Source organism: Thermanaeromonas sp. C210 (genome assembly GCF_013167955.1).
Classification (GTDB): Bacteria; Bacillota; DSM-521; order Neomoorellales; family Neomoorellaceae; genus UBA12545.
This window is the reverse complement of sequence record NZ_BLWF01000003.1, coordinates 59,630-78,116: the sequence shown is the minus strand read 5'-3', so window position 1 is coordinate 78,116 and position 18,487 is coordinate 59,630. Positions and strand designations below refer to the sequence as shown.

Here is an 18,487-nt window from a genome sequence, read left to right as displayed (position 1 = left end):
GGCAACTTACCCCTCGTTTCCTAAGGCTGTTTCTTTCTTGACGGCCACAACTATCCGGTAAAGGACGGTGAGGACCAGCAATCCGGTGGCCCATACCCCCAGGGCGATTAGCACCTCCGGCAGGGTCGGCACGTATTCGCTGACCCGCTCAAAGGGATTGGGGATAAAGCCGGCTATGACGAGGCCCAAGCCCTTCTCAATCCACAGAGCTCCGAAGACGGCCGCACAGGCCACCAGCAGGGTCTTTTCCCGGGCGCGGGTAGCGGGGTTTATAAGGAGAACAAGGGCCAGGGCCGAAAGGAGGACAAATACCCACATAAAGGGGACCATTCCCCCGTGCCCCTCAAGCCCGGTATATAAATACCGCAGACTCTGTACACCGTGGCCGGGCACCTGACTGTAAAAGGCCGTGAAAAACTCCAATCCCACAAAAAATACGGTAACGATCATGGCGTAAGTAACGATGCCCGCCAGTTTCTGCACGGCAGCCCTACCCGGGTCGAACCCGGCATACTTTTTCAGGATGTAACACAGGAGGATAAGAAGGGCCGGCCCGGAAGCAAAAGCCGAAGCCAGGAAGCGCGCCGCCATCAGGGCGGTAAGCCAGTAATGCCTTCCGGGAAGACCGGCATAGAGGAAGGCCGTCACCGTATGGATGCTCACCGCCCAGGGTATGGAAAGATAAATCAGGGGCTTCAACCATCCAGGGGGAGGCACTGCCTTGTATTCGGCTTCTAAAACATGCCAGCCAATTATAATATTGAGAAGAAGATATCCGTTCAGCACCACCATGTCCCAGAAAAGAAGGGAATTGGGTGTGGGATACAATATCATGTTTAAAAGTCTCATGGGCTTCCCGAGGTCCACTATGACAAAGAGCAGGCACATAATGATGGCTGCCACGGCCAGGAATTCTCCCAAAACGGTGATCCGGCCGAATTCTTTTACGTTGTGAAGGTAGTAGGGCAGCACCAGCATTACGGCGGAAGCCGCTACCCCCACCAGGAAAGTAAACTGCCCGATATACAGGCCCCAAGAAACATCCCTGCTCATGCCCGTAACGGTGAGGCCCTCCCTGAGCTGCCAAAAATAGCAGAGGAACCCTACACCCATTACGACCAGTAGTAGAGCTATCCATCCCCAATAGCGGTTGCTGCCCGTAAGAGCCTTGGCCAGCATGCTTATCGTCCTCCGCTGTTCCCTGCACCGGGATTAATCACATAGTAGACTTTAGGCCTCGTACCCAGTTCGGGTTTCCGCACTATGGTATAGCTGCCGGCGAGTATCCGCCTCACTTCAGAGCCCGGATCGTCCAGGTCGCCGAAGACCAGGGCCTTCGCCGGGCACCCTTCCACACAGGCAGGCAGCAGGCCCTCTTCCAGCCTTTCGGCACAGAAATTGCATTTCTCCACCACACCCTTTTCCCTGGTAGGAAAGGCCGGATTCAATTCCCGGAGATACGGGCGTGGGTCGCGAAAGTTGAAGCTTCGGGCGCCATACGGGCAGGCCGCCATGCAATACCGGCAGCCCAGGCACCGGTGGTAGTCCATCATAACCAGTCCGTCGTCGCGCTTGAAGGTGGCCTTAGTGGGACACACCCTCACGCAGGGCGGGTTTTCGCAATGGTTGCACAGAACCAGGAAGGGGTTATCCCTCAGGTGTTCAGCAAGGTACTCGTGGGCCTGCTCTGGAAAGGCATGTTCAAACCTTTCGGTCCACACCCACTTGACCTCTTCCTCGGGGTCAGGAATCTCCGGCACGTTGTGGGTGCGGTGGCACGCCAGAATGCAGTCCCGGCATCCCTTCCCCCGCTCCCAGCACTTCTGCATGTCAACGACCATGGCCCATTTCCTACCCGCCGTAGATCCGGCCCTCGCCGAATCCCGGGGTTCCCCGCTACCGGCGAACCCTTTAACGGCCGGGAGCAGTACCAGGCCTAATCCACCCACCGCGCCGATTTTCAAAAAGCTCCGCCTGCCGGTCCTCATTATTTACTCTCCCTTGGAAAATCAAGATGGCACGTCCAGCAATCGGGGGCTACCCCGGCATAGTCATGGCACCGGGCGCAGAACTCGTCATAGTTGGAATGGCAGTCCAGGCAGGTGTTCTGCAGGCTCATTAAGTACTCCTTCCCGTCGCCCGCCACATAGATCCTCTCACCCTGGCGGACTACCCGTTCGCGCCATTCTTCCAGGAGCCGCATGTGGTTGGCCCTCATATAAGAAGCGGGTTCAACACACTGCGGCTCGGCCATCTGCCGGATTCTGGGAGTATCCAGGCTGACCTCCGGCGCGGAAGCCGCCTTCCCTATGTTGTACCAGAAGGGGAAGGTCATTACCACCAGGAAGACAACCGCGCCGGTGACGATGTAACGGATATCAGGTATTTTCATCCTCCGCACTTCCCTTTAAAGGTTCTCCCCGCAGAGTGGTTGTTCGCTCGGCCTCACCCTTCATGACCAGGGCGTTCCCCACGAGCTCATGGACGCCGGCAACGCCGACCCCCGGGACCCAGTAATCCATCAAGGCCGGCAATACGGCCCGGTCAATGGCGCATATGCAGGCCAGGAGATTTACCCCGTGCTTTTCCCGGACGTAGCTCACGGCATTGGCCCGCGGGAACCCTCCGCGCATGCGCATTTCCATATTCTCATCGGCGTTCAAGCCCCCTCCGCTGCCGCAGCAGAAGGTCTGTTCCCGGATGGTGTTTTCCGGCATTTCATAGAAATGGTTGCAGACCTTCCGCAGGATATACCGCGGCTCCTCAAAGAAGCCCATGGCCCGCGCCGGGTTGCAGGAATCGTGGAAAGTAACTTTGAACCCATCGTTACGGCTGGGATCCAGTTGAATCTTGCCGTGGCGGATCAGGTCGGCGGTGAACTCACATATATGGACCATCTTGGTAGAGCGGGCGTTCTCAAACCTGGTCCCCGTTATAGGAGAGACGGGTTCCTCCAGGAAGTCCGCCGGACCGTTCATGGTATCCATATACTGGTGAATGACCCGCCACATGTGGCCGCATTCCCCGCCAAGGATCCATTTCACCCCCAGTCTCCGGGCTTCGTCGTACATTTTGGCATTGAGCCTCTTCATTACCTCATGGGAAGTGAAAAGACCGAAGTTGCCTCCTTCAGAGGCATAAGTGCTCAGGGTATAATCCAGGCCGATTTCGTGGAAGAGCATAAGATAGCCCATAAAGGTGTAAATCCCGGGATCGGCAAAAACGTCGCCCGAAGGAGCTATGAAGAGGATCTCGGCTCCCTTGCGGTTGAAAGTAGGCTCTACCCGAATGCCCGTCACGTTTTCTATCTCGTCCACACAGAAGTCGACCATATCCCGGAAGGCATGGGGCTCAATACCCACGTGGTTGCCCACCCGGTAGCAATTGGCCACGGGTGCGATTATCCAGTCGGGGTAAATGCCCAGCAGGCCCAGGAGCTCCCTGCCTATCATGGTGATCTCGGCCGTGTCGATGCCGAAGGGGCAGAAGAGGGAACAGCGGCGGCACTCCGTGCACTGGTAAAAATAGTAGAACCACTCTTTTATAACCCCTTCCGTCAGGTCCCGGGCCCCCACCAACTTACCCGTCATCCTGCCGCTCCAGGTGAAATAGCGCCGGTAAACGCTCCGCAGGAGCTCCGCCCTCAGGACGGGCATGTTTCGCGGATCCCCGGTACCGATAAAGAAATGACACTTATCGGCGCACGCGCCACACCGACTGCATATATCCATGAACAGCTTCAGGGACCGGAATTTCTCCAGGCGCTCCTTAAAGCCTTCTAGAACAATCTCCCGCCAATTTGGCGGTAGCTTCCAGTCCTCCTCCTCCGGGGACCACTCCCTCGGGTTGGGCAGTCCCAACGCTTCCAGGTGACGGGGCTTGGCGGCATAGAGCCAGGTGCCCCGCTTGAATTCCACAGGACTGTCCATCCAACCCCTTCGGGGAGGATTATAATTAATCCTGACCAGTTCCTCCGGTTCGGGGAGCGAAGCCATATTCACACCCTCTTACTCAAAAAGATTTACACCTAAATTGGCCCTCTGCAACAGGCGGGACGTCCGGTTTTTTATCTCCTTGACCCTGATGGCAAAGAGCTCCTCGCGGCACTTCATGTACCCGTCAAAGGCCAGGGCCGCCAGCTCATCGACCCGGGACTCGAATTCCAGCAGTTCCCTCCAGGGCAGTTCTCCTTCTCCCAGTTCGGCCGCCATTTCCTCCCGGACCACCTGCTTCAAAAGGAAGGCGAAGGCTACGGCCTGGGAAGGGGCAAAATCCTGTACCGCCCGTATTCGAAGGATCTTATCCAGCCAGGGGTAGACCCGCTCCGCTTGCAGACCCCGGAGCAGTTCTCCATAGAGGCCCTCCAGTCCCTCGTAGATAGCGTGTCCTACGGGATTGGCAAACCGGTCCTTTTCTTCTTTTAAAAACCGGGCGGTTTCCGCAGGATAGGTCTGCAAGACCCGCTCATACCATTTATTTAGAATCGCATCTCTTTTACCGGTTAAAATACTATGGAGATTCACCGATACCCATCCTTTAGCTCCGAATAAACAGATTCATGCCTTCTTTCACAATGACTGAGCCGCCATTTTCGTTCTTCCTAGAACTACTTCTGTTATTTATAAAATTTTATTCGCTATTTCCGGGGGAATTCCTGCTGTAGTTCCCTAATTTTTTTGTTATATTCAAAGAAGGGGACGGCACCAGAACGATATCGGGCCACGGCCGCGGAAGGTGGCGCCGCCCGAAGGCGGCCCTGGGGCGGCCGTAGAGCCCGGGGGCACGCCTGATAGCTGTTGGCCGGTACCCGTAGACCGCTACTGCCCTGGCCGGTGCTTGCGCCGGCGGGAAGGGCAGCTAAATCATGCCCGGCCAAAAAGTACGGGGTGCGCCAGGTGGCAAAGCAGAGGCGGACCCGAGGCCACGGACGGCCGAGGCCGGCAGCTGAGACAGGATGCTTAAATTCTGCCGGGTAGTCCGCCTCAGCCTTAAGCTCTGAGACTAAGTGAAGGGATAGTTTGGCCCGCGAGGGTTTTTGGAGCGAGCGAAAGCCAAGCAGGCCTAAGCTGGAAAGTGGTGATACGTCAGGTGGGAAACGGTTTGACCGGAGGTCCCGGTAAGGTATATACTCTGTCTTGAATACTCTGCCTAATGGGTGATGGGATTTGCGCTTCCTTTCTTCCATGAAATCGGCCCTTTCCCTCTTGCTTTTCCTGGGGGCCGCGGCTTCCCTGGGCACCCTTATCCCCCAGGGTCAACCTCCGTTATTCTACCGCGCCCACTACGGCGAGGCCGGGGGAAGTTTCATTCTGCTCCTGTCCCTTGATCATGTGTATCGAAGCTGGTGGTTCCTCACCCTGGTTTCGCTCCTGGGCCTGAGCCTTTTACTATGCTCCCTTCGGCGGTGGAAGAAACTCACGGGCTGGAAGGGCCGGGGCTCCGTCCTCCTTCACCTGAGCCTCCTTCTCATCTTGGCCGGAGCAGTCCTCTCCGCTTACCTGGGCCGTACCGCTTATGTAGAGCTGGGAGTGGGCGACAAAGTAGACTTAGCGCCCTACGGGTTCCCCGGCTTTACTTTATTCGTCAGGGATTTCCGCATTGAATACTACCCCACCCTGGAACCCCGGCAATATATCAGCCTTCTCCGGCTAGAAACCGGCTGGGGATCGACCAAGGAAGAGGAGGTAAAGGTAAATCATCCCTTAAAATTTGAGGGATTAAAAATTTATCAAAAAAGTTATGGATGGCTGGTTAAGGGACAAGTCTCCGCCGACACCGGGGTTTCCCCCTTTGAGCTGGCCCATGGCGAGGAGCTTCTCCTGGACGAGGCCCAAAAATTGCGCCTGAGGTTTTTCTTCCTCCCCGATAGTGGAGGAGCCCCCGCCATGCCCCCATCTTCACCCCTTCCTCCTAACCCCCGATTGGCCTGTCTTCTCCTCCGGGATACGGCCATCCTCGCCGCCGAGAACATTGGGCAGGGAGAAAGCCGGGCCCTTGGCGACTATACCGTGACCTTCGCCGGTTACCGCCATTACACCGGCCTGGAAATTAAAAAAGATCCGGGCGTAGGAGTTACCTATGGGGGCTTTGCCCTCCTCCTCCTGGGTCTAGTTATGCGGTACCTCGTACCCGATAAAAGGAAATTAGCCGGAGGCGAAAGTTGAAGTCATGGAAGCAAGATATGTTTTGGCGGCTTATCTTTTGTTGCTGGCAGCCCTTTTCCTCAGTTTAATACTCCTGTGGCAGCCCCATCGGCAGCTGGGCCGGGCGTCCCTGGCCTCCATTGCTGTGGCCTTTTTCCTCCTTTTCCTGGCCCTGGGCCAGCGCACCCTTAACAGCGGCCACCTCCCCGTGGCTACGTTATACGAATTCAGTCTCCTTTTGGTCTGGGGGCTCCTCCTCCTGTTCTTCTTTATCAGGAAACATGTTCCCGGCGATTTGTTGACCGTTCTGGTGGCCCTGCTGGGAGTGCTGATCCTTTCTTTTAGCAACACCCTTCCGTCGGAGAGCCGGCCTCTGATGCCCGCCCTGCAGAGCGTCTGGCTGCAGCTTCATGTACTGACGGCCATTATAGCCTACGGGGCCTTCGGCCTTTCCTTTTGCCTGGGAATCATTTATTTGCTCCAAGAGAGGGCCCGGGACAGGGAAGTTTCCCTCTCCCTGCCCTCCCCGGCTAAATTGGACAACCTGATGTACTGGTGCACAGCCGTGGGTTTTGCCTTTATGACCTTGGTGCTCATCACCGGAGCCGTATGGGCGGAAGAAGTTTGGGGCCGGTGGTGGGGATGGGACCCCAAGGAAACCTGGGCTTTAATCACCTGGCTCATCTATGCCGGCTTCCTCCATGCCCGCAAGACCTACGGTTGGCAGGGAAAAAGGGCGGCCGTCATAGCGGTAGCAGGGTTCGTAGCGGTACTCTTTACCCTGTTCGGGGTATCTTTGCTGCTTCCGGGTCTGCACAGCTATATATGAACACTAATGGCTTACCAATTTAGACCAGAGGAAGCCCAAAACTACGCGGCCTATGGCTGCCACAGGTACGGCCACCAAAAGACCGGCTACGCCGAAAAGCTCGCCCCCCGCCAGGACGGCCAGGATAACGGCCAGGGGAGATAACTCCACGCTCTGGCCCAGGATGCGCGGGGCCAGGATCGCGGTTTCGATCTGTTGTACAGCCACGATCACCCCTACGGCATAAAGGGCGAGGCGGGGAGACTCCATCCAGCTTAAGGCGACCACGGGTATGGCCCCGATGAGGGGACCAAAATAGGGAATGAGGTCCGCCAGGCCCATAATGATACCCATAGCAACTGCGTACGGGCTTCCGGCCAGAAAAAGACCCAGGCCGGTGAGCAGTCCCACCAGCAAAGAAATCAACAAGTGGCCCCGCACAAAACCGGTGAGGATGCGGTCGATCTCCGTCCATAGCCCCAGCAAGTCTTCCCGCCAGGCAGCCGGTAAAAGGCGGAGGGCGTTCCGGCCCAAGACCTCGCTGTCCTTGAGGAGATAATAGGCCAGGACCGGAGCCAAAAGGATGCTGGTCAGACCCGAAAAAACCCCGGCCAGGAGGCCGGCTGCCTGCCGGATGCCCACCTCTATCCGTCCCTGTAACATGGCCAGGCTCTCGTCTACCAGGCGCCTTAGTCCCGCCGGCATGCCCGGCCGCTGGTACCGGTCGTAGAAATACTGTAGCCACCCCTGAACCTGACCGGTAAAGGCGGGGAGCTGGTCCAAAAACTTGTTCAGTTCCCGCAGGAGCCGGGGCAAGACGTAAAGCAGGGTTAGGGCTAAGATGGCCAGACCCAGGAAGTATAAAAGCAGGATAGCCGTCCCCCGGGACCACCCCCGCTTTTCCAGGGCTAAAACGGCCGGCTTAAGAAAGTAGGCGAGGAGGGCGGCGCCCAACAGCGGGGTAAAGATCGGCCGCACCATATATAGAAAAAATAAAGCCCCGGCCAAAAAAATACCCCCCAAGGCCAGGCGCCATAATTTACTGCGGTGCAGGGAAAACATGGCAAAATCTTCACCCAGCAGGTCCCGAGTTCAGTTCCTACGATAACGAACGACACCGCCCAACCGCCTAGGACGACCATCCTCGGTTCCGCTGGCTGCATCGGCAGGCGGCCGGGGCTCTTCGGCGGATTGAGCCGGGTGGGACATCAACCCTACAAAAAAACCTACTACCGCCCCTGCTAGCAGCCCTCCCCAGAATCCTCGCCGCAGCATAGGTTTTTAGCCCCCCCGGTGGTCGTAGGCAACTAGGGTACCGTCTTCGGCAATGGCGAAGACTTCATTGCGACCGTTGAATTCCAGGAGACAGTCCCAGCAGTAGTACTGGTCCACCCCCACGCGCCCCACGGCTTTACCGCCGCAGACAGGACAAGTAGGCAAATTACACTCCACCTCCCGTATGAAGGATGACCACATCGGGTCCCCATGTAATGGAACAGCCCGCGGCATCTATTGTTCGACGGCCCTCGAGGAGATCGTTCACCAAGCCCTGGGATAGTTCCAGGGCCACAATGCGGCCGGAGGGCCATTCCACCTCCACATCTTCCAAGAGTCCGAGTTCGCGTCCCCCGGCATCGAGGACCCTCCTCCCTTTAAACTCCCTCCAGCGCAGGCTCTCCCCGGGTACGGTGTCCTCCAAGCAAGCGCTGCTGTCCACCGTCAAGGCCTGGGGTCCCGGATTCCTTATTTTTTTGGCCTTGAGGAACCGGGGGCCCTTCCGAAGCCCGTTGGAGGTAAGGACGACGCCCGACAGGCCGTAAGTGGCGACATCCCAAACCAGGTCGTGTACCCGTCCCAGCTCTTCGCCGGCCTCCAGGCTGACTACGGGCAGACCCACCAACTCTCTCCCTCTGGGCAAGAAAATCCCCTCGCTCAACCGATATTATTGCCCGGGCGGGCGTGAAAAATGCGCCCGCTTCAGGACGCATCCTCCTCCCACGGGGCCAGGATGGTTCCTCCCCCTGCTACCAGCTCACCCACGTAATAAACCACCGCCTGTCCAGGAGTTACCGCTCGCTGCGGTTCCTTAAATACTATCCGGGCCCGCCCCCCACCACCGGCCTGGAGGAGGGCCGGTACCTCGGGGGCCCGGTAGCGGATTTTAACGGTAACCTCCGCCTCCGGCGGCGGTTCAGCCCATAGAATATAGTTATTGTCTCCCGACGTTAGAGCGGGTTTAAAAAGTTCTTCTTCCTCCCCCACGATTACGGCATTACGTCTGGGATCCAGGGCCACCACAAACAGGGGCCGCCCCGCCGCCAGGCCCAGGCCCCGCCGCTGGCCTACGGTATAATAGGGCAGGCCCCGGTGCCGGCCTATAACTCGTCCCCCCGTATCCAGAATGGGGCCCGGCCGGATGGGTACCCGGGCCCTCTGGCGGATGAACTGCCGGTAGTCACCGGTAGTAACAAAACAGATTTCCTGGGACTCGGGCTTGTGGGCCACGGGCAAGCCATAACGTTCCGCCATGGCCCGCACCTCAGCCTTGGTGTAGTCTCCCAGGGGTAGCAGGGTGTGGGCCAGCTGTTCCTGGGTAAAGGTGTACAAAAAGTAGCTTTGATCCTTGGTGGCGTCGCGACCTTTGGCCAGGAGATAACGCCCCCGCTTCTCGTCGTACCATACGCGGGCATAATGGCCCGTAGCTACATAATCCATACCCAGAGCCAGGGCCTTGCGCAGAAGCCCATCGAATTTAATGAACCGGTTGCAGGCCACGCAGGGGTTAGGGGTGCGCCCGTGAAGGTAATCTTCCACGAAGTAATCAATGACCTTTTCTCCAAACATATCGCGGAAATTAAGCACATAATGAGGAATGCCCAGAAGGGCAGCTACCCGCCGGGCATCCTCTACGGCACTTAAAGAACAACATCCCGTTTCCCCCGGTGGTGGAGGGGCATCCGCAGGCCAGATCTGCATGGTAACTCCGATGACCTCGTAACCCTGGTCCTTAAGTAAGGCGGCGGCCGTAGAACTGTCCACCCCGCCGCTCATGGCCACCATAACCTTGCCTTTAGCCAGTTACGTCACCGCCCTTGTGGTTCCTCTTCTCGTAATCTTCTATGGCCTTATGCAGGGCATCGGCAGCCAAATTCGAACAATGCATCTTCTGGGTGGGCAGGCCGTGGAGGGCCTCGGCCACGTCTTTATTGGTTATTCGCATGGCCTCCTCCAGCGTCTTGCCCTTGACCATCTCGGTGAGCATGCTGCTGGTGGCAATGGCCGCCCCGCAGCCGAAGGTCTTGAACTTGGCATCTTTTATTACACCGTTTTCTACTTTAATGAAAAGGCGCATGATGTCTCCGCATACGGGATTGCCTACCTGCCCGACACCATCGGCGTCCGGGATCTCCCCTACGTTGCGGGGATTGGTGAAATGTTCCATCACTTTTTCGCTGTACATTTCCACTCACTCCTTACCGACCTCAAATAACCTCCCGGCCTACTTCCCCTTGTTGTACAAAGGAGACATGGAGCGCAGACGCTCGATGATCTCCGGGAGCACTTCCAGGACATAGTCGATATCCTCTTCCGTATTATCCCGACCCAGAGTCATGCGCACCGAACCATGGGCGATTTCATGGGGGATACCCATGGCCAGGAGAACATGGGATGGGTCCAGGGACCCCGAAGTACAGGCCGAACCGCTGGAGGCGGCTATTCCCTTCATATCCAGGCTGAGAAGGATGGATTCTCCTTCCACGTAACGGAAGCTGAAGTTGGCATTGATGGGGGATCTTTGCTCCCGGTCACCGTTCAGCCGGGTTTCCTCGATACTAGCCAGTACGCCGTCAATTAGTTTATCCCGCAACGCCCTTAACCTGCGCCCTTCGCTCTCCAGTTCCTTCCCGGCCAATTCGGCCGCCTTGCCGAAACCCACGATGCCGGGCACATTCTCCGTCCCCGCCCTGCGCTTGCGCTCCTGCCCGCCACCGTGCAACAGGGGCTGGATGCGGGTTCCTTTGCGGACGTAAAGGCACCCTACCCCTTTAGGACCGTAAATCTTATGGGCCGAGGCGGTTAAAAGATCGACATTTAAATCCTGAACATTGACCGGTATTTTGCCCACGCTCTGCACGGCATCGGTGTGGAAAATAATACCCTTTTCCCGCGCCACCCTGCCGATTTCCCGGATGGGCTGAATGGTGCCCACTTCGTTGTTAACGTGCATGATACTGATCAGAATAGTCTCGTCGGTAATGGCCTGGAGAACGTCTTCTACCCGCACCAGCCCTTCCGGTGTTACGGGTAGAAAGGTCACTTTGAAGCCCTGGCGCATCAAATACTGGGCCGTATCCAAAACGGCATGGTGTTCAATGCTGGAAGTAATGATATGCTTCCCCTTCTTTTGATTGGCGTAGGCAGCGCCGATGAGGGCCATATTATCGGCCTCGGTACCCCCGCTGGTAAAGATGATTTCCTCCGGCTGGGCTCCGATAAGGGCCGCTACCCGGGCCCGGGCCTCTTCAAGGGCCTTTTTGGCCTGGCGGCCCCAACCGTAAATGGTGGAGGGGTTGCCGAATTCCTCCTTCAGAAAGGGAAGCATTTCCTCCAGTACCTCCGGCCGCACCGGCGTCGTAGCACTGTGGTCAAGGTAAACCCGTCGCATGGTCTCACCTGTTTCCCCGAAATTTAGATATAGTACATGTAATTGTTATTACTCTCCTGCAACTTGTTGGCCTCTATGACCATGTCTTCCAACGTAATGGAATCTAAGACACCGCTCACGCTATCCCGCACCTTTTCCCATATGGTACGGGCTACGCAGCTTTCGGCCCGGGAACAGCATTCCCCCTCTTCTTTAACGCAATCCATGGGAGCAATAGGCCCTTCCAATACGCGGATAATGTCCCCCACCTTAATTTCCGAGGGGTCCTTGGACAGGGTGTATCCTCCCTGGGCGCCGCGGACGCTGCGCACCAACCCCGCTTTACGCAAAGCGGCAATGAGCTGTTCCAGGTAGTGTTCGGAGATATCCTGGCGTTCCGCTACACTTTTCAGGGAGATGGGCCCTTCGCCGTAACGCTGGGCTAGGTCGAACATGGCCCGCAGGCCGTATTCCCCTCTGGTGGAGAATTTCACGATGCCCTCACCCCCCTGTCTTTTTCTTTGCTTCCGTAGTTTATATCTTAGCAATCTACTCGGATATTGTCAAGGTAAAACCGAGCGATATACTATACTTTATTAAATTTCCATGAATCCTGCCCTTTTATGCGTCCGCCGAGATGCAGGGTAAACTCAGGCGGGAGCAACATTGGTCTTCGGTATGGCCCGTGATATAATAAAATAAGCCAAACTTATAGCTTCCGAGGGACTCGCTATGAATCTCTTCGAACAGGCCGCCAGGGACGAACTACGGGCGAAGGCCCCGCTGGCCGTCCGGATGCGGCCCCGAACCCTGGACGAATTCGTAGGCCAGGAAGCGGTCATCGGCCCCGGCACCCTGCTCCGCCGGGCCATTGAAAACGACAGCCTGACCTCCCTTATCCTCTGGGGACCTCCGGGCACCGGCAAAACCACCCTGGCCCACATCATAGCCGATATGACCAGGGCCCATTTTGAATCCCTCCACGGGGCCCTGGACGGCATAAGCGACATCCGCCGGGTGGTTGCCGCGGCTAAAGAGAGACATGTTTATTACCGCCAAAGGACCCTTATTTTCGTAGACGAGATACACCGCTGGGCCAAAAACATTCAGGACGCCCTGCTCCCCCACGTGGAGGAGGGCCTTATAACCCTTATCGGCGCTACAGTGGAAAACCCCATGTTCACCGTCAACCCGGCCCTGCGCTCCCGGTCCCGCATCGTCCGTTTGGAGCCCCTGCGGGAGGAGGATATACTGAAGCTTTTACGGCGGGCCCTGGAGGACGGGGAACGGGGGCTGGGATCCATGAACCTGGAGGTCGAGGAGGCCGCCCTCAGGCACTTTGCCCGGCTGGCCAACGGCGACGCCCGCGTCGCCCTGAACGCCCTTGAATTCGCCGCCCTAACTACTCCGCCCTCGGACGACGGCCGGCGCCGGGTTACCCTGGCCGTAGCCGAAGAAGCCGCCCAGAAAAAAGCCCTCCTATACGATCGCGACGGCGACCAGCACTACGATGTAGTATCGGCCTGGATCAAAAGCATCCGCGGTTCCGACCCGGACGCTGCCATCTACTGGCTGGCCCGCATGATCTATGCCGGCGAGGATCCTGCCTTCCTAGCCCGCCGGCTCATGGTCCATGCGGCTGAAGATATAGGCCTGGCCGATCCCATGGCCCTGTTGGTGGCCACCTCCGCCGCCCAGGCCGTGGAGCGGGTAGGATTGCCCGAAGGACGCCTCATCCTGGCCGAGGCCACCCTTTACTTAGCCCTGGCGCCCAAGAGTAATTCCGTCATTAAGGCCATCGACGCAGCCCTGGACGCCGTAGAAAAAGAAGAGGCTTCCCCCGTACCCCGGCACCTGCGGGACGCCAGTTATCCAGGGGCAGCCGCTCTGGGTCACGGCCGGGGGTATAAGTACCCCCATAATTATCCCAACGGCTGGGTGGAACAGCGCTACCTGCCGACCTCTTTAGAAGGCAGAACCTTTTATGTACCCTCTCCGTACGGTAAGGAGGGAGAGCTCAGCCGCGCCTGGCAACAGCGGTGCAGGGGAAAGCTAAAGGACGGCTAGGCCATAAACCGGTTGAGGACGTCAATCAATTCGTCTATTATTTCGTCTCCCCTCTCCCGGGCGAGGGCATTGCGCACGCATCCGCGCACGTGCTGCTCGATGATCATGGTCCCCACCGTCTTCAAGGCTGCCCGGGCGGCTGCGATCTGCACCAAAACATCTACGCAGTATTTATTCTCTTCCACCATGCGCTGCAATCCCTTGACCTGACCCTCGACCTTGCGCAGCCGCAGAAGAATATCGTCTTTCACCACCGCATAGGAGCTCACGACCCTTCCCCTTTCCCCTTTACTCCAGCAGTTCCCGCACTACAATGCTGGCCAAGATCAGACCGGCCACCGAGGGTACAAAGGATATGCTGCCCGGCGGCCGACTACCTTGAGAGGCGCCGCCGGAAGTCCTCCGGGGCGCTTCTTGGGAATACACCACCTTTATCCCGCCTTCGATGCCTCGCCGGCGGAGCTGTCGGCGAACGACCCTGGCTAAAGGGCAGCCCCTAGTAGCGGAAATATCCGCCACTTCCAAGGCCGTCGGGTCGAGGCGGTTGCCCGCACCCATACTGGAAACGATCCGCATTCCACTGCTGTAGGCCCGGGCCAGTAGATCCACTTTATCCCGCACGGTGTCAATGGCATCCACCAGGTAGTCTAGGTCCCGGCGGACGAAGAGGTGGCCTGTGTCCGGGGCGTAGCGCTCCTGCCGGGGTACCACCGTCAGGCGGGGGTTGATATCCTTCAGGCGGCGGGCCATGACCAGGACTTTGGGCTGCCCTAGGGTGGAATGGAGGGCATGAAGTTGCCGGTTGATGTTGCTGGGTACTATGTAGTCGTAGTCCACCAGTTCCAAGTATCCCACCCCGGCCCGGGCCAGGGCTTCGGCGGCAAAGGAGCCTACGCCGCCCAGGCCTATCACCGCCACCCGGGCCCGCGAGAGCTTGGCCAGGCCTTCCATGCCTATCAAGAGTTCTGTTCGAGCGGTGAAGGTTTCTTCCATAGACTGAGAAACACCTCATATAAATACAAAACCCCACAAATGCCGTGACGTGCCGCAGTTTCATGAACCCGCTCTCCGCAGGTGGGTGCCCTCCTGGACGCTTTTTGTTTCCCCTCCTCGGGGGCTTACAAGCCACGCCCAGAGTCCGGGCTCCCTAAGTGTTGGTGTTGGCTCACAACATGCGGCCCTAACACGGGCATTGCAGGGTGTCACTTCAAAATCCTCTTTGCGTATTCTATATTAGCACAAACTGTCCTTTAGTGCAAGCGCTAAGTCAGCTTAGTCAGCCCCAGTTTTGGGCCAGATGGGACTTGGCTCCGGGTCCCACGGTGAGCCTCGCCCACCGACACTGGTGCTCAATTCTAGGACACTCCCGGGGAGGCCCGGCCCTCCGGGCTTCCGCCCCTCTGGAAATACCCGGTCCCGGCCCCACCTTCCACCTCCGTCTGGGCTCTCGGCGCCGGATTTCCCTCCGCTACCGGGCCTACCCCGGCCTCCCTCCCCGGCCCGCCACGCTAAACCTCCCAGGTTTAGCTGCCGCCCTCGTGTAGTTGCTAACTTCCCGGGAAAAAGGCGGTCCCGGCCGGCCAAAACCGCTCCGAAGTCCGGCCAACAACTCTCCGGCCCCCACCCCGGAAGGAGGGGAAGCCTGCCCTGGGCTTCCCCTCGAAGGCCTGGGGAGAAGGCCGGACTAACCCTGGCGGCATTAAGGCCAGGGGGACGTCCTGCGGCCTGACACCCGGAACGGAGTATTCCTAACGCAGCTACCTCGACGGCCGTATAGTAAGGTGTAACTCCTTTAGCTGCTCGGGGGCCACGGGACCCGGGGCACCCGTCATAAGGCAGCTAGCGCTCTGGGTTTTGGGGAAGGGAATAACGTCCCGGATGGTTTCCCTTCTCCCCATGAGCATAACCATGCGGTCGAGGCCAAAGGCAATGCCGCCGTGGGGAGGGGCGCCGTATTCAAAGGCTTCCAGGAGAAAGCCGAATTTCTCCCGCGCTTCCTCGGCCCTCAACCCCAGGAGTTCGAACATCTTCTCCTGCACATCCCGGCGGTGAATACGGATGCTCCCACCGCCCAGTTCTACGCCGTTCAATATGACGTCGTAAGCCAGCGCCTTGGCCTTTAACGGCTCGCGGTCCAGAAGGGGCAAGTCTTCTTCCCGGGGCGAGGTAAAGGGATGGTGGACGGCCTTATACCGTCCCTCTTCTTCGTCGTATTCCAGGAGGGGGAAATCGATGACCCAGGCGAAGGCCAGCCGCCCGTCGTCTACCAGGCCCAGACGCCGCCCCATTTCCAGGCGCAGGGCTCCCAGGGCGCAGGCGGCCGTCTCCTCTTGATCGGCTACGAAAAGGAGAAGATCCCCTGGCCGTGCCTCCATCCGTTCCCTGACGGACTGCAGTTCGCCGGGGTCGAAGAACTTGGCAATGGGAGAGCGGATTCCATCCCCCTCTATAATCATCCAGGCCAGGCCCTTGGCACCGAAGGTGCCGGCCAGCCTGGTCAATTCATCCAGCTCGCGGCGGGAATAGCTGCTGCAGCCCGGAGCCCTGATGCCCCGTACTACTCCTCCCCGGCCTACGGCTTCGGCAAAAACTCTGAATCCGCTATTCTTAACCAAGTCCGAGATGTCCTTAATCTCCAACCCAAACCGCAGGTCGGGCTTGTCGGAACCGTAGCGGCTTATGGCCTCCTCATAGGTCAGCCGCGGGAAGGGGAGGTCCAGCTCCACACCCAGGACGCGGTGAAAAACATAGGCCAGCAGCTCTTCGGTAATCCCCATAACATCTTCCCGCCGCACGAAGGACATCTCCATATCCAGCTGGGTAAACTCTGGCTGGCGGTCGGCCCGCAAGTCCTCATCCCGGAAACAGCGGACGATTTGAAAGTAGCGTTCCACCCCGGCCACCATCAGTACCTGTTTGAAGAGCTGGGGAGACTGGGGCAGGGCAAAGAATTCGCCGGGGTGCAGCCGGCTGGGCACCAGGAAATCCCGCGCCCCTTCCGGTGTGCTTTTGGTCAACATGGGAGTTTCGATTTCCCAGAAGCCCCGGCCGTCCAGGAAGTCCCGGATGGCTTTAGTCGCGCGGTAGCGCAGTTCCAGCAGGCGCTGCATCTCGGGCCGCCTCAAGTCCAGGTATCGGTAGCGCAGGCGTAAGGCCTCGTCTACCTCCAAATTGTCGGCAATGTAAAAAGGTGGCACTTTGGCCACGTTCAGTAAGCGCAAATCCCGGGCATAGACCTCAACTTCCCCGGTGGGCAAGTTGGGATTGGCCGTGCCCTCCGGCCTGATGCTCACCTCTCCGGCCACGGCTACGACGTACTCGCCCCGGAGGGCTTCGGCCTTGGCAAAGGCCTGCTCTGAGACTTCAGGGTTGAAGACCACCTGTACTATCCCCGAGCGGTCGCGCAAATCCATAAAGATTAACCCGCCGTGATCCCTCCGGCGGTGAACCCATCCCGCAAGGATGACCTCCAGGCCCGCATGTTCTTTCCTCAATTCGCCACAGCCATGGGTCCTGGACCAATCTCCCATACCTTCTATCACTTAGCCTTCACTCTCCTTCTTCCGCCTGCAATAGGGTATGATGTCCTCCCAGGCAACCTCCTGCTGTTCTCCCCGCAACAGGTCCCGAACCGTGACCTTCCGCTCCTTCAGCTCTTCCTCCCCCAGAATGATGACCAGCCTGGCCGGATAACGGTGGGCGTACTTCATCTGGGCTTTTAAACTGCGGCCCATGTAATCTTTATCGGCGGCAATGCGGTGCTCCCTCAGGGTCTTAAGCAAATCCATGGCCGCCCCCTCCAAACCGGAGCCCGCCGTAACGACCAAAACGTCCACCCCACCGGCTACCTCTATCTCCTTCCCCTGGGCTTCCAGGGCCAGCAAGATGCGCTCCAGGCCGAGGCCGAACCCGATCCCCGGTGTGGGAGGTCCCCCGCAAGCTTCCACCAGGCCGTCGTAACGGCCGCCGCCTCCTATGGAACTCTGGGCACCGATGTCGGGCACGGTAATTTCAAAGGCCGTCTTGGTATAGTAGTCCAGACCCCTCACCAGGCCTTCGTCCAGGACATACTCCATGCCCAGGTCGTCGAGGTAGCGCAAAACCCTTCGAAAGTGCTCGGCGCAGTCCGGGCACAACGAACGGGTTATAGTAGGAGCCCCGGCCAGCAGCTCCCGGCACGCCTCGCTCTTGCAGTCGAATATACGCAGCGGGTTTCGTTCGAAGCGGTTCTGACAGGTGGGACACAATCCGGGCAGTTTGGGCCGCAGGTAGGCTTTGAGTTTCTCCCGGTGTGCCGCCCGGCATGCGGGACAGCCCACACTGTTAATCCGCAGCTCCGTATTCTCCAGGCCCACCTGGCGGTAAAAATCCATGGCCAGGACAATGACTTCGGCATCCACACCGGGATCCCTGCTGCCGAAAACCTCCACGCCGAACTGGTGGAACTGCCGCAGCCGGCCGGCCTGGGGCCTCCCGTAGCGAAACATAGGTCCCAGGTAGAAGAGCTTTACGGGCAGGACCCCGCTATACAGCCGGTGTTCCAGCAGGGCCCGCACCACCGGCGCCGTCCCTTCCGGCCGCAGGGTGAGGCTGCGTTCGCTCCGGTCGAGGAAAGTATACATTTCCTTCTCGACAATATCCGTCGTGTCCCCTACTCCGCGGAGGAAAAGCTCGGTGTGTTCAAAAATGGGGGTCCTGATTTCCCGGTACCCGTAAAGCCTGCACAGGGAGCGGGCTTTCTCTTCGAGATACTGCCATTTTTCGCTCGCTCCCGGCAGAATGTCCTCGGTACCGCGCGGTCTGTGGGTTAACATGCCTTACCTC

General features: G+C 58.5%; 20 protein-coding genes and 1 other RNA gene. 3 read left to right on the top strand and 18 right to left on the bottom strand.

The window, feature by feature from the left end; genetic code table 11:
* Positions 1 to 6 precede the first annotated feature (6 nt).
* The 5 genes from dsrP to TAMC210_RS07805 are packed head-to-tail and all read right to left on the bottom strand — an operon-like array spanning position 7 to position 4,523.
* Positions 7 to 1,179, bottom strand: a complete 1,173-nt coding sequence (gene dsrP / locus TAMC210_RS07825; RefSeq protein ID WP_173298257.1) for a sulfate reduction electron transfer complex DsrMKJOP subunit DsrP — start codon at positions 1,177 to 1,179, stop codon at positions 7 to 9.
* A 2-nt stretch (positions 1,180 to 1,181) separates the two neighbouring features.
* The gene (gene dsrO, locus TAMC210_RS07820; protein ID WP_173298256.1) at positions 1,182 to 1,988 is read right to left on the bottom strand and encodes a sulfate reduction electron transfer complex DsrMKJOP subunit DsrO; all 807 of its coding nucleotides are present in this window, start codon (positions 1,986 to 1,988) and stop codon (positions 1,182 to 1,184) included.
* On the bottom strand, positions 1,988 to 2,392 hold the full coding sequence (gene dsrJ, locus TAMC210_RS07815; protein ID WP_173298255.1) for a sulfate reduction electron transfer complex DsrMKJOP subunit DsrJ: 405 nt from the start codon (positions 2,390 to 2,392) through the stop codon (positions 1,988 to 1,990). Before dsrJ ends, dsrO begins: the two co-directional genes overlap by 1 nt.
* Complete coding sequence (gene dsrK / locus TAMC210_RS07810) at positions 2,379 to 3,995, bottom strand: sulfate reduction electron transfer complex DsrMKJOP subunit DsrK (protein ID WP_173298254.1); 1,617 nt, start codon at positions 3,993 to 3,995, stop codon at positions 2,379 to 2,381. The genes dsrJ and dsrK overlap by 14 nt, the downstream gene beginning before the upstream one ends.
* A 12-nt stretch (positions 3,996 to 4,007) precedes the next feature.
* The gene (locus tag TAMC210_RS07805) at positions 4,008 to 4,523 is read right to left on the bottom strand and encodes an RsbRD N-terminal domain-containing protein (RefSeq protein WP_173298253.1); all 516 of its coding nucleotides are present in this window, start codon (positions 4,521 to 4,523) and stop codon (positions 4,008 to 4,010) included.
* Positions 4,524 to 5,165: 642 nt separating this feature from the next.
* Here TAMC210_RS07805 and TAMC210_RS07800 point away from each other — a divergent pair.
* Positions 5,166 to 6,164 (top strand): cytochrome c biogenesis protein ResB, encoded by a 999-nt coding sequence (locus tag TAMC210_RS07800; RefSeq protein WP_173298252.1) that lies wholly within the window; start codon positions 5,166 to 5,168, stop codon positions 6,162 to 6,164.
* Positions 6,165 to 6,168: 4 nt separating this feature from the next.
* On the top strand, positions 6,169 to 6,972 hold the full coding sequence (gene ccsB / locus TAMC210_RS07795; RefSeq protein ID WP_173298251.1) for a c-type cytochrome biogenesis protein CcsB: 804 nt from the start codon (positions 6,169 to 6,171) through the stop codon (positions 6,970 to 6,972).
* A 3-nt stretch (positions 6,973 to 6,975) separates the two neighbouring features.
* Here the strand turns inward: ccsB and TAMC210_RS07790 are convergent, their stop codons facing one another.
* From TAMC210_RS07790 to TAMC210_RS07755, 8 genes are all read right to left on the bottom strand, one after another.
* Complete coding sequence (locus TAMC210_RS07790) at positions 6,976 to 7,959, bottom strand: AI-2E family transporter (protein ID WP_173298250.1); 984 nt, start codon at positions 7,957 to 7,959, stop codon at positions 6,976 to 6,978.
* A gap of 84 nt (positions 7,960 to 8,043) precedes the next feature.
* Positions 8,044 to 8,226, bottom strand: a complete 183-nt coding sequence (locus TAMC210_RS07785; RefSeq protein ID WP_173298249.1) for a YtxH domain-containing protein — start codon at positions 8,224 to 8,226, stop codon at positions 8,044 to 8,046.
* A 6-nt stretch (positions 8,227 to 8,232) separates the two neighbouring features.
* Entirely contained in the window at positions 8,233 to 8,427 is a 195-nt protein-coding gene (locus TAMC210_RS07780; protein WP_173298248.1) for a hypothetical protein, read from the bottom strand.
* Positions 8,393 to 8,869, bottom strand: a complete 477-nt coding sequence (locus TAMC210_RS07775) for a PRC-barrel domain-containing protein (RefSeq protein WP_173298247.1) — start codon at positions 8,867 to 8,869, stop codon at positions 8,393 to 8,395. The genes TAMC210_RS07780 and TAMC210_RS07775 overlap by 35 nt, the downstream gene beginning before the upstream one ends.
* Before the next feature lie 59 nt (positions 8,870 to 8,928).
* Positions 8,929 to 10,011 carry a tRNA 2-thiouridine(34) synthase MnmA gene (mnmA, locus tag TAMC210_RS07770; protein ID WP_173298246.1) on the bottom strand — a complete coding sequence of 361 codons (1,083 nt, stop codon included), beginning with the start codon at positions 10,009 to 10,011 and terminating at the stop codon, positions 8,929 to 8,931.
* A gap of 10 nt (positions 10,012 to 10,021) precedes the next feature.
* Complete coding sequence (gene nifU, locus TAMC210_RS07765) at positions 10,022 to 10,411, bottom strand: Fe-S cluster assembly scaffold protein NifU (protein WP_173298245.1); 390 nt, start codon at positions 10,409 to 10,411, stop codon at positions 10,022 to 10,024.
* Between the two features lie 39 nt (positions 10,412 to 10,450).
* Positions 10,451 to 11,617, bottom strand: coding sequence for a cysteine desulfurase NifS (nifS, locus tag TAMC210_RS07760; protein ID WP_173298244.1), 1,167 nt, complete (start codon positions 11,615 to 11,617; stop codon positions 10,451 to 10,453).
* Between the two features lie 23 nt (positions 11,618 to 11,640).
* Positions 11,641 to 12,090 (bottom strand): RrF2 family transcriptional regulator, encoded by a 450-nt coding sequence (locus TAMC210_RS07755; RefSeq protein WP_173298243.1) that lies wholly within the window; start codon positions 12,088 to 12,090, stop codon positions 11,641 to 11,643.
* Positions 12,091 to 12,328: 238 nt separating this feature from the next.
* Here TAMC210_RS07755 and TAMC210_RS07750 point away from each other — a divergent pair, with 238 nt between their 5' ends.
* A complete protein-coding gene (locus TAMC210_RS07750; protein WP_173298242.1) occupies positions 12,329 to 13,663 on the top strand; it encodes a replication-associated recombination protein A in 1,335 nt (444 codons plus the stop codon).
* Here TAMC210_RS07750 and TAMC210_RS07745 read toward each other — a convergent pair.
* The 5 genes from TAMC210_RS07745 to hisS all read right to left on the bottom strand — a co-directional run bounded on the left by TAMC210_RS07745 (position 13,660) and on the right by hisS (position 18,477).
* Entirely contained in the window at positions 13,660 to 13,932 is a 273-nt protein-coding gene (locus tag TAMC210_RS07745; RefSeq protein WP_173298241.1) for a metal-sensitive transcriptional regulator, read from the bottom strand. The genes TAMC210_RS07750 and TAMC210_RS07745 overlap by 4 nt on opposite strands.
* 19 nt (positions 13,933 to 13,951) lie before the next feature.
* On the bottom strand, positions 13,952 to 14,656 hold the full coding sequence (locus TAMC210_RS07740) for a tRNA threonylcarbamoyladenosine dehydratase (protein WP_173298240.1): 705 nt from the start codon (positions 14,654 to 14,656) through the stop codon (positions 13,952 to 13,954).
* A 26-nt stretch (positions 14,657 to 14,682) separates the two neighbouring features.
* Positions 14,683 to 14,867: non-coding RNA, 6S RNA (gene ssrS, locus TAMC210_RS07735), on the bottom strand.
* A 553-nt stretch (positions 14,868 to 15,420) separates the two neighbouring features.
* Complete coding sequence (gene aspS, locus TAMC210_RS07730) at positions 15,421 to 17,205, bottom strand: aspartate--tRNA ligase (protein ID WP_308791916.1); 1,785 nt, start codon at positions 17,203 to 17,205, stop codon at positions 15,421 to 15,423.
* The gene (gene hisS, locus TAMC210_RS07725) at positions 17,206 to 18,477 is read right to left on the bottom strand and encodes a histidine--tRNA ligase (RefSeq protein ID WP_173298239.1); all 1,272 of its coding nucleotides are present in this window, start codon (positions 18,475 to 18,477) and stop codon (positions 17,206 to 17,208) included.
* Positions 18,478 to 18,487 lie beyond the last annotated feature (10 nt).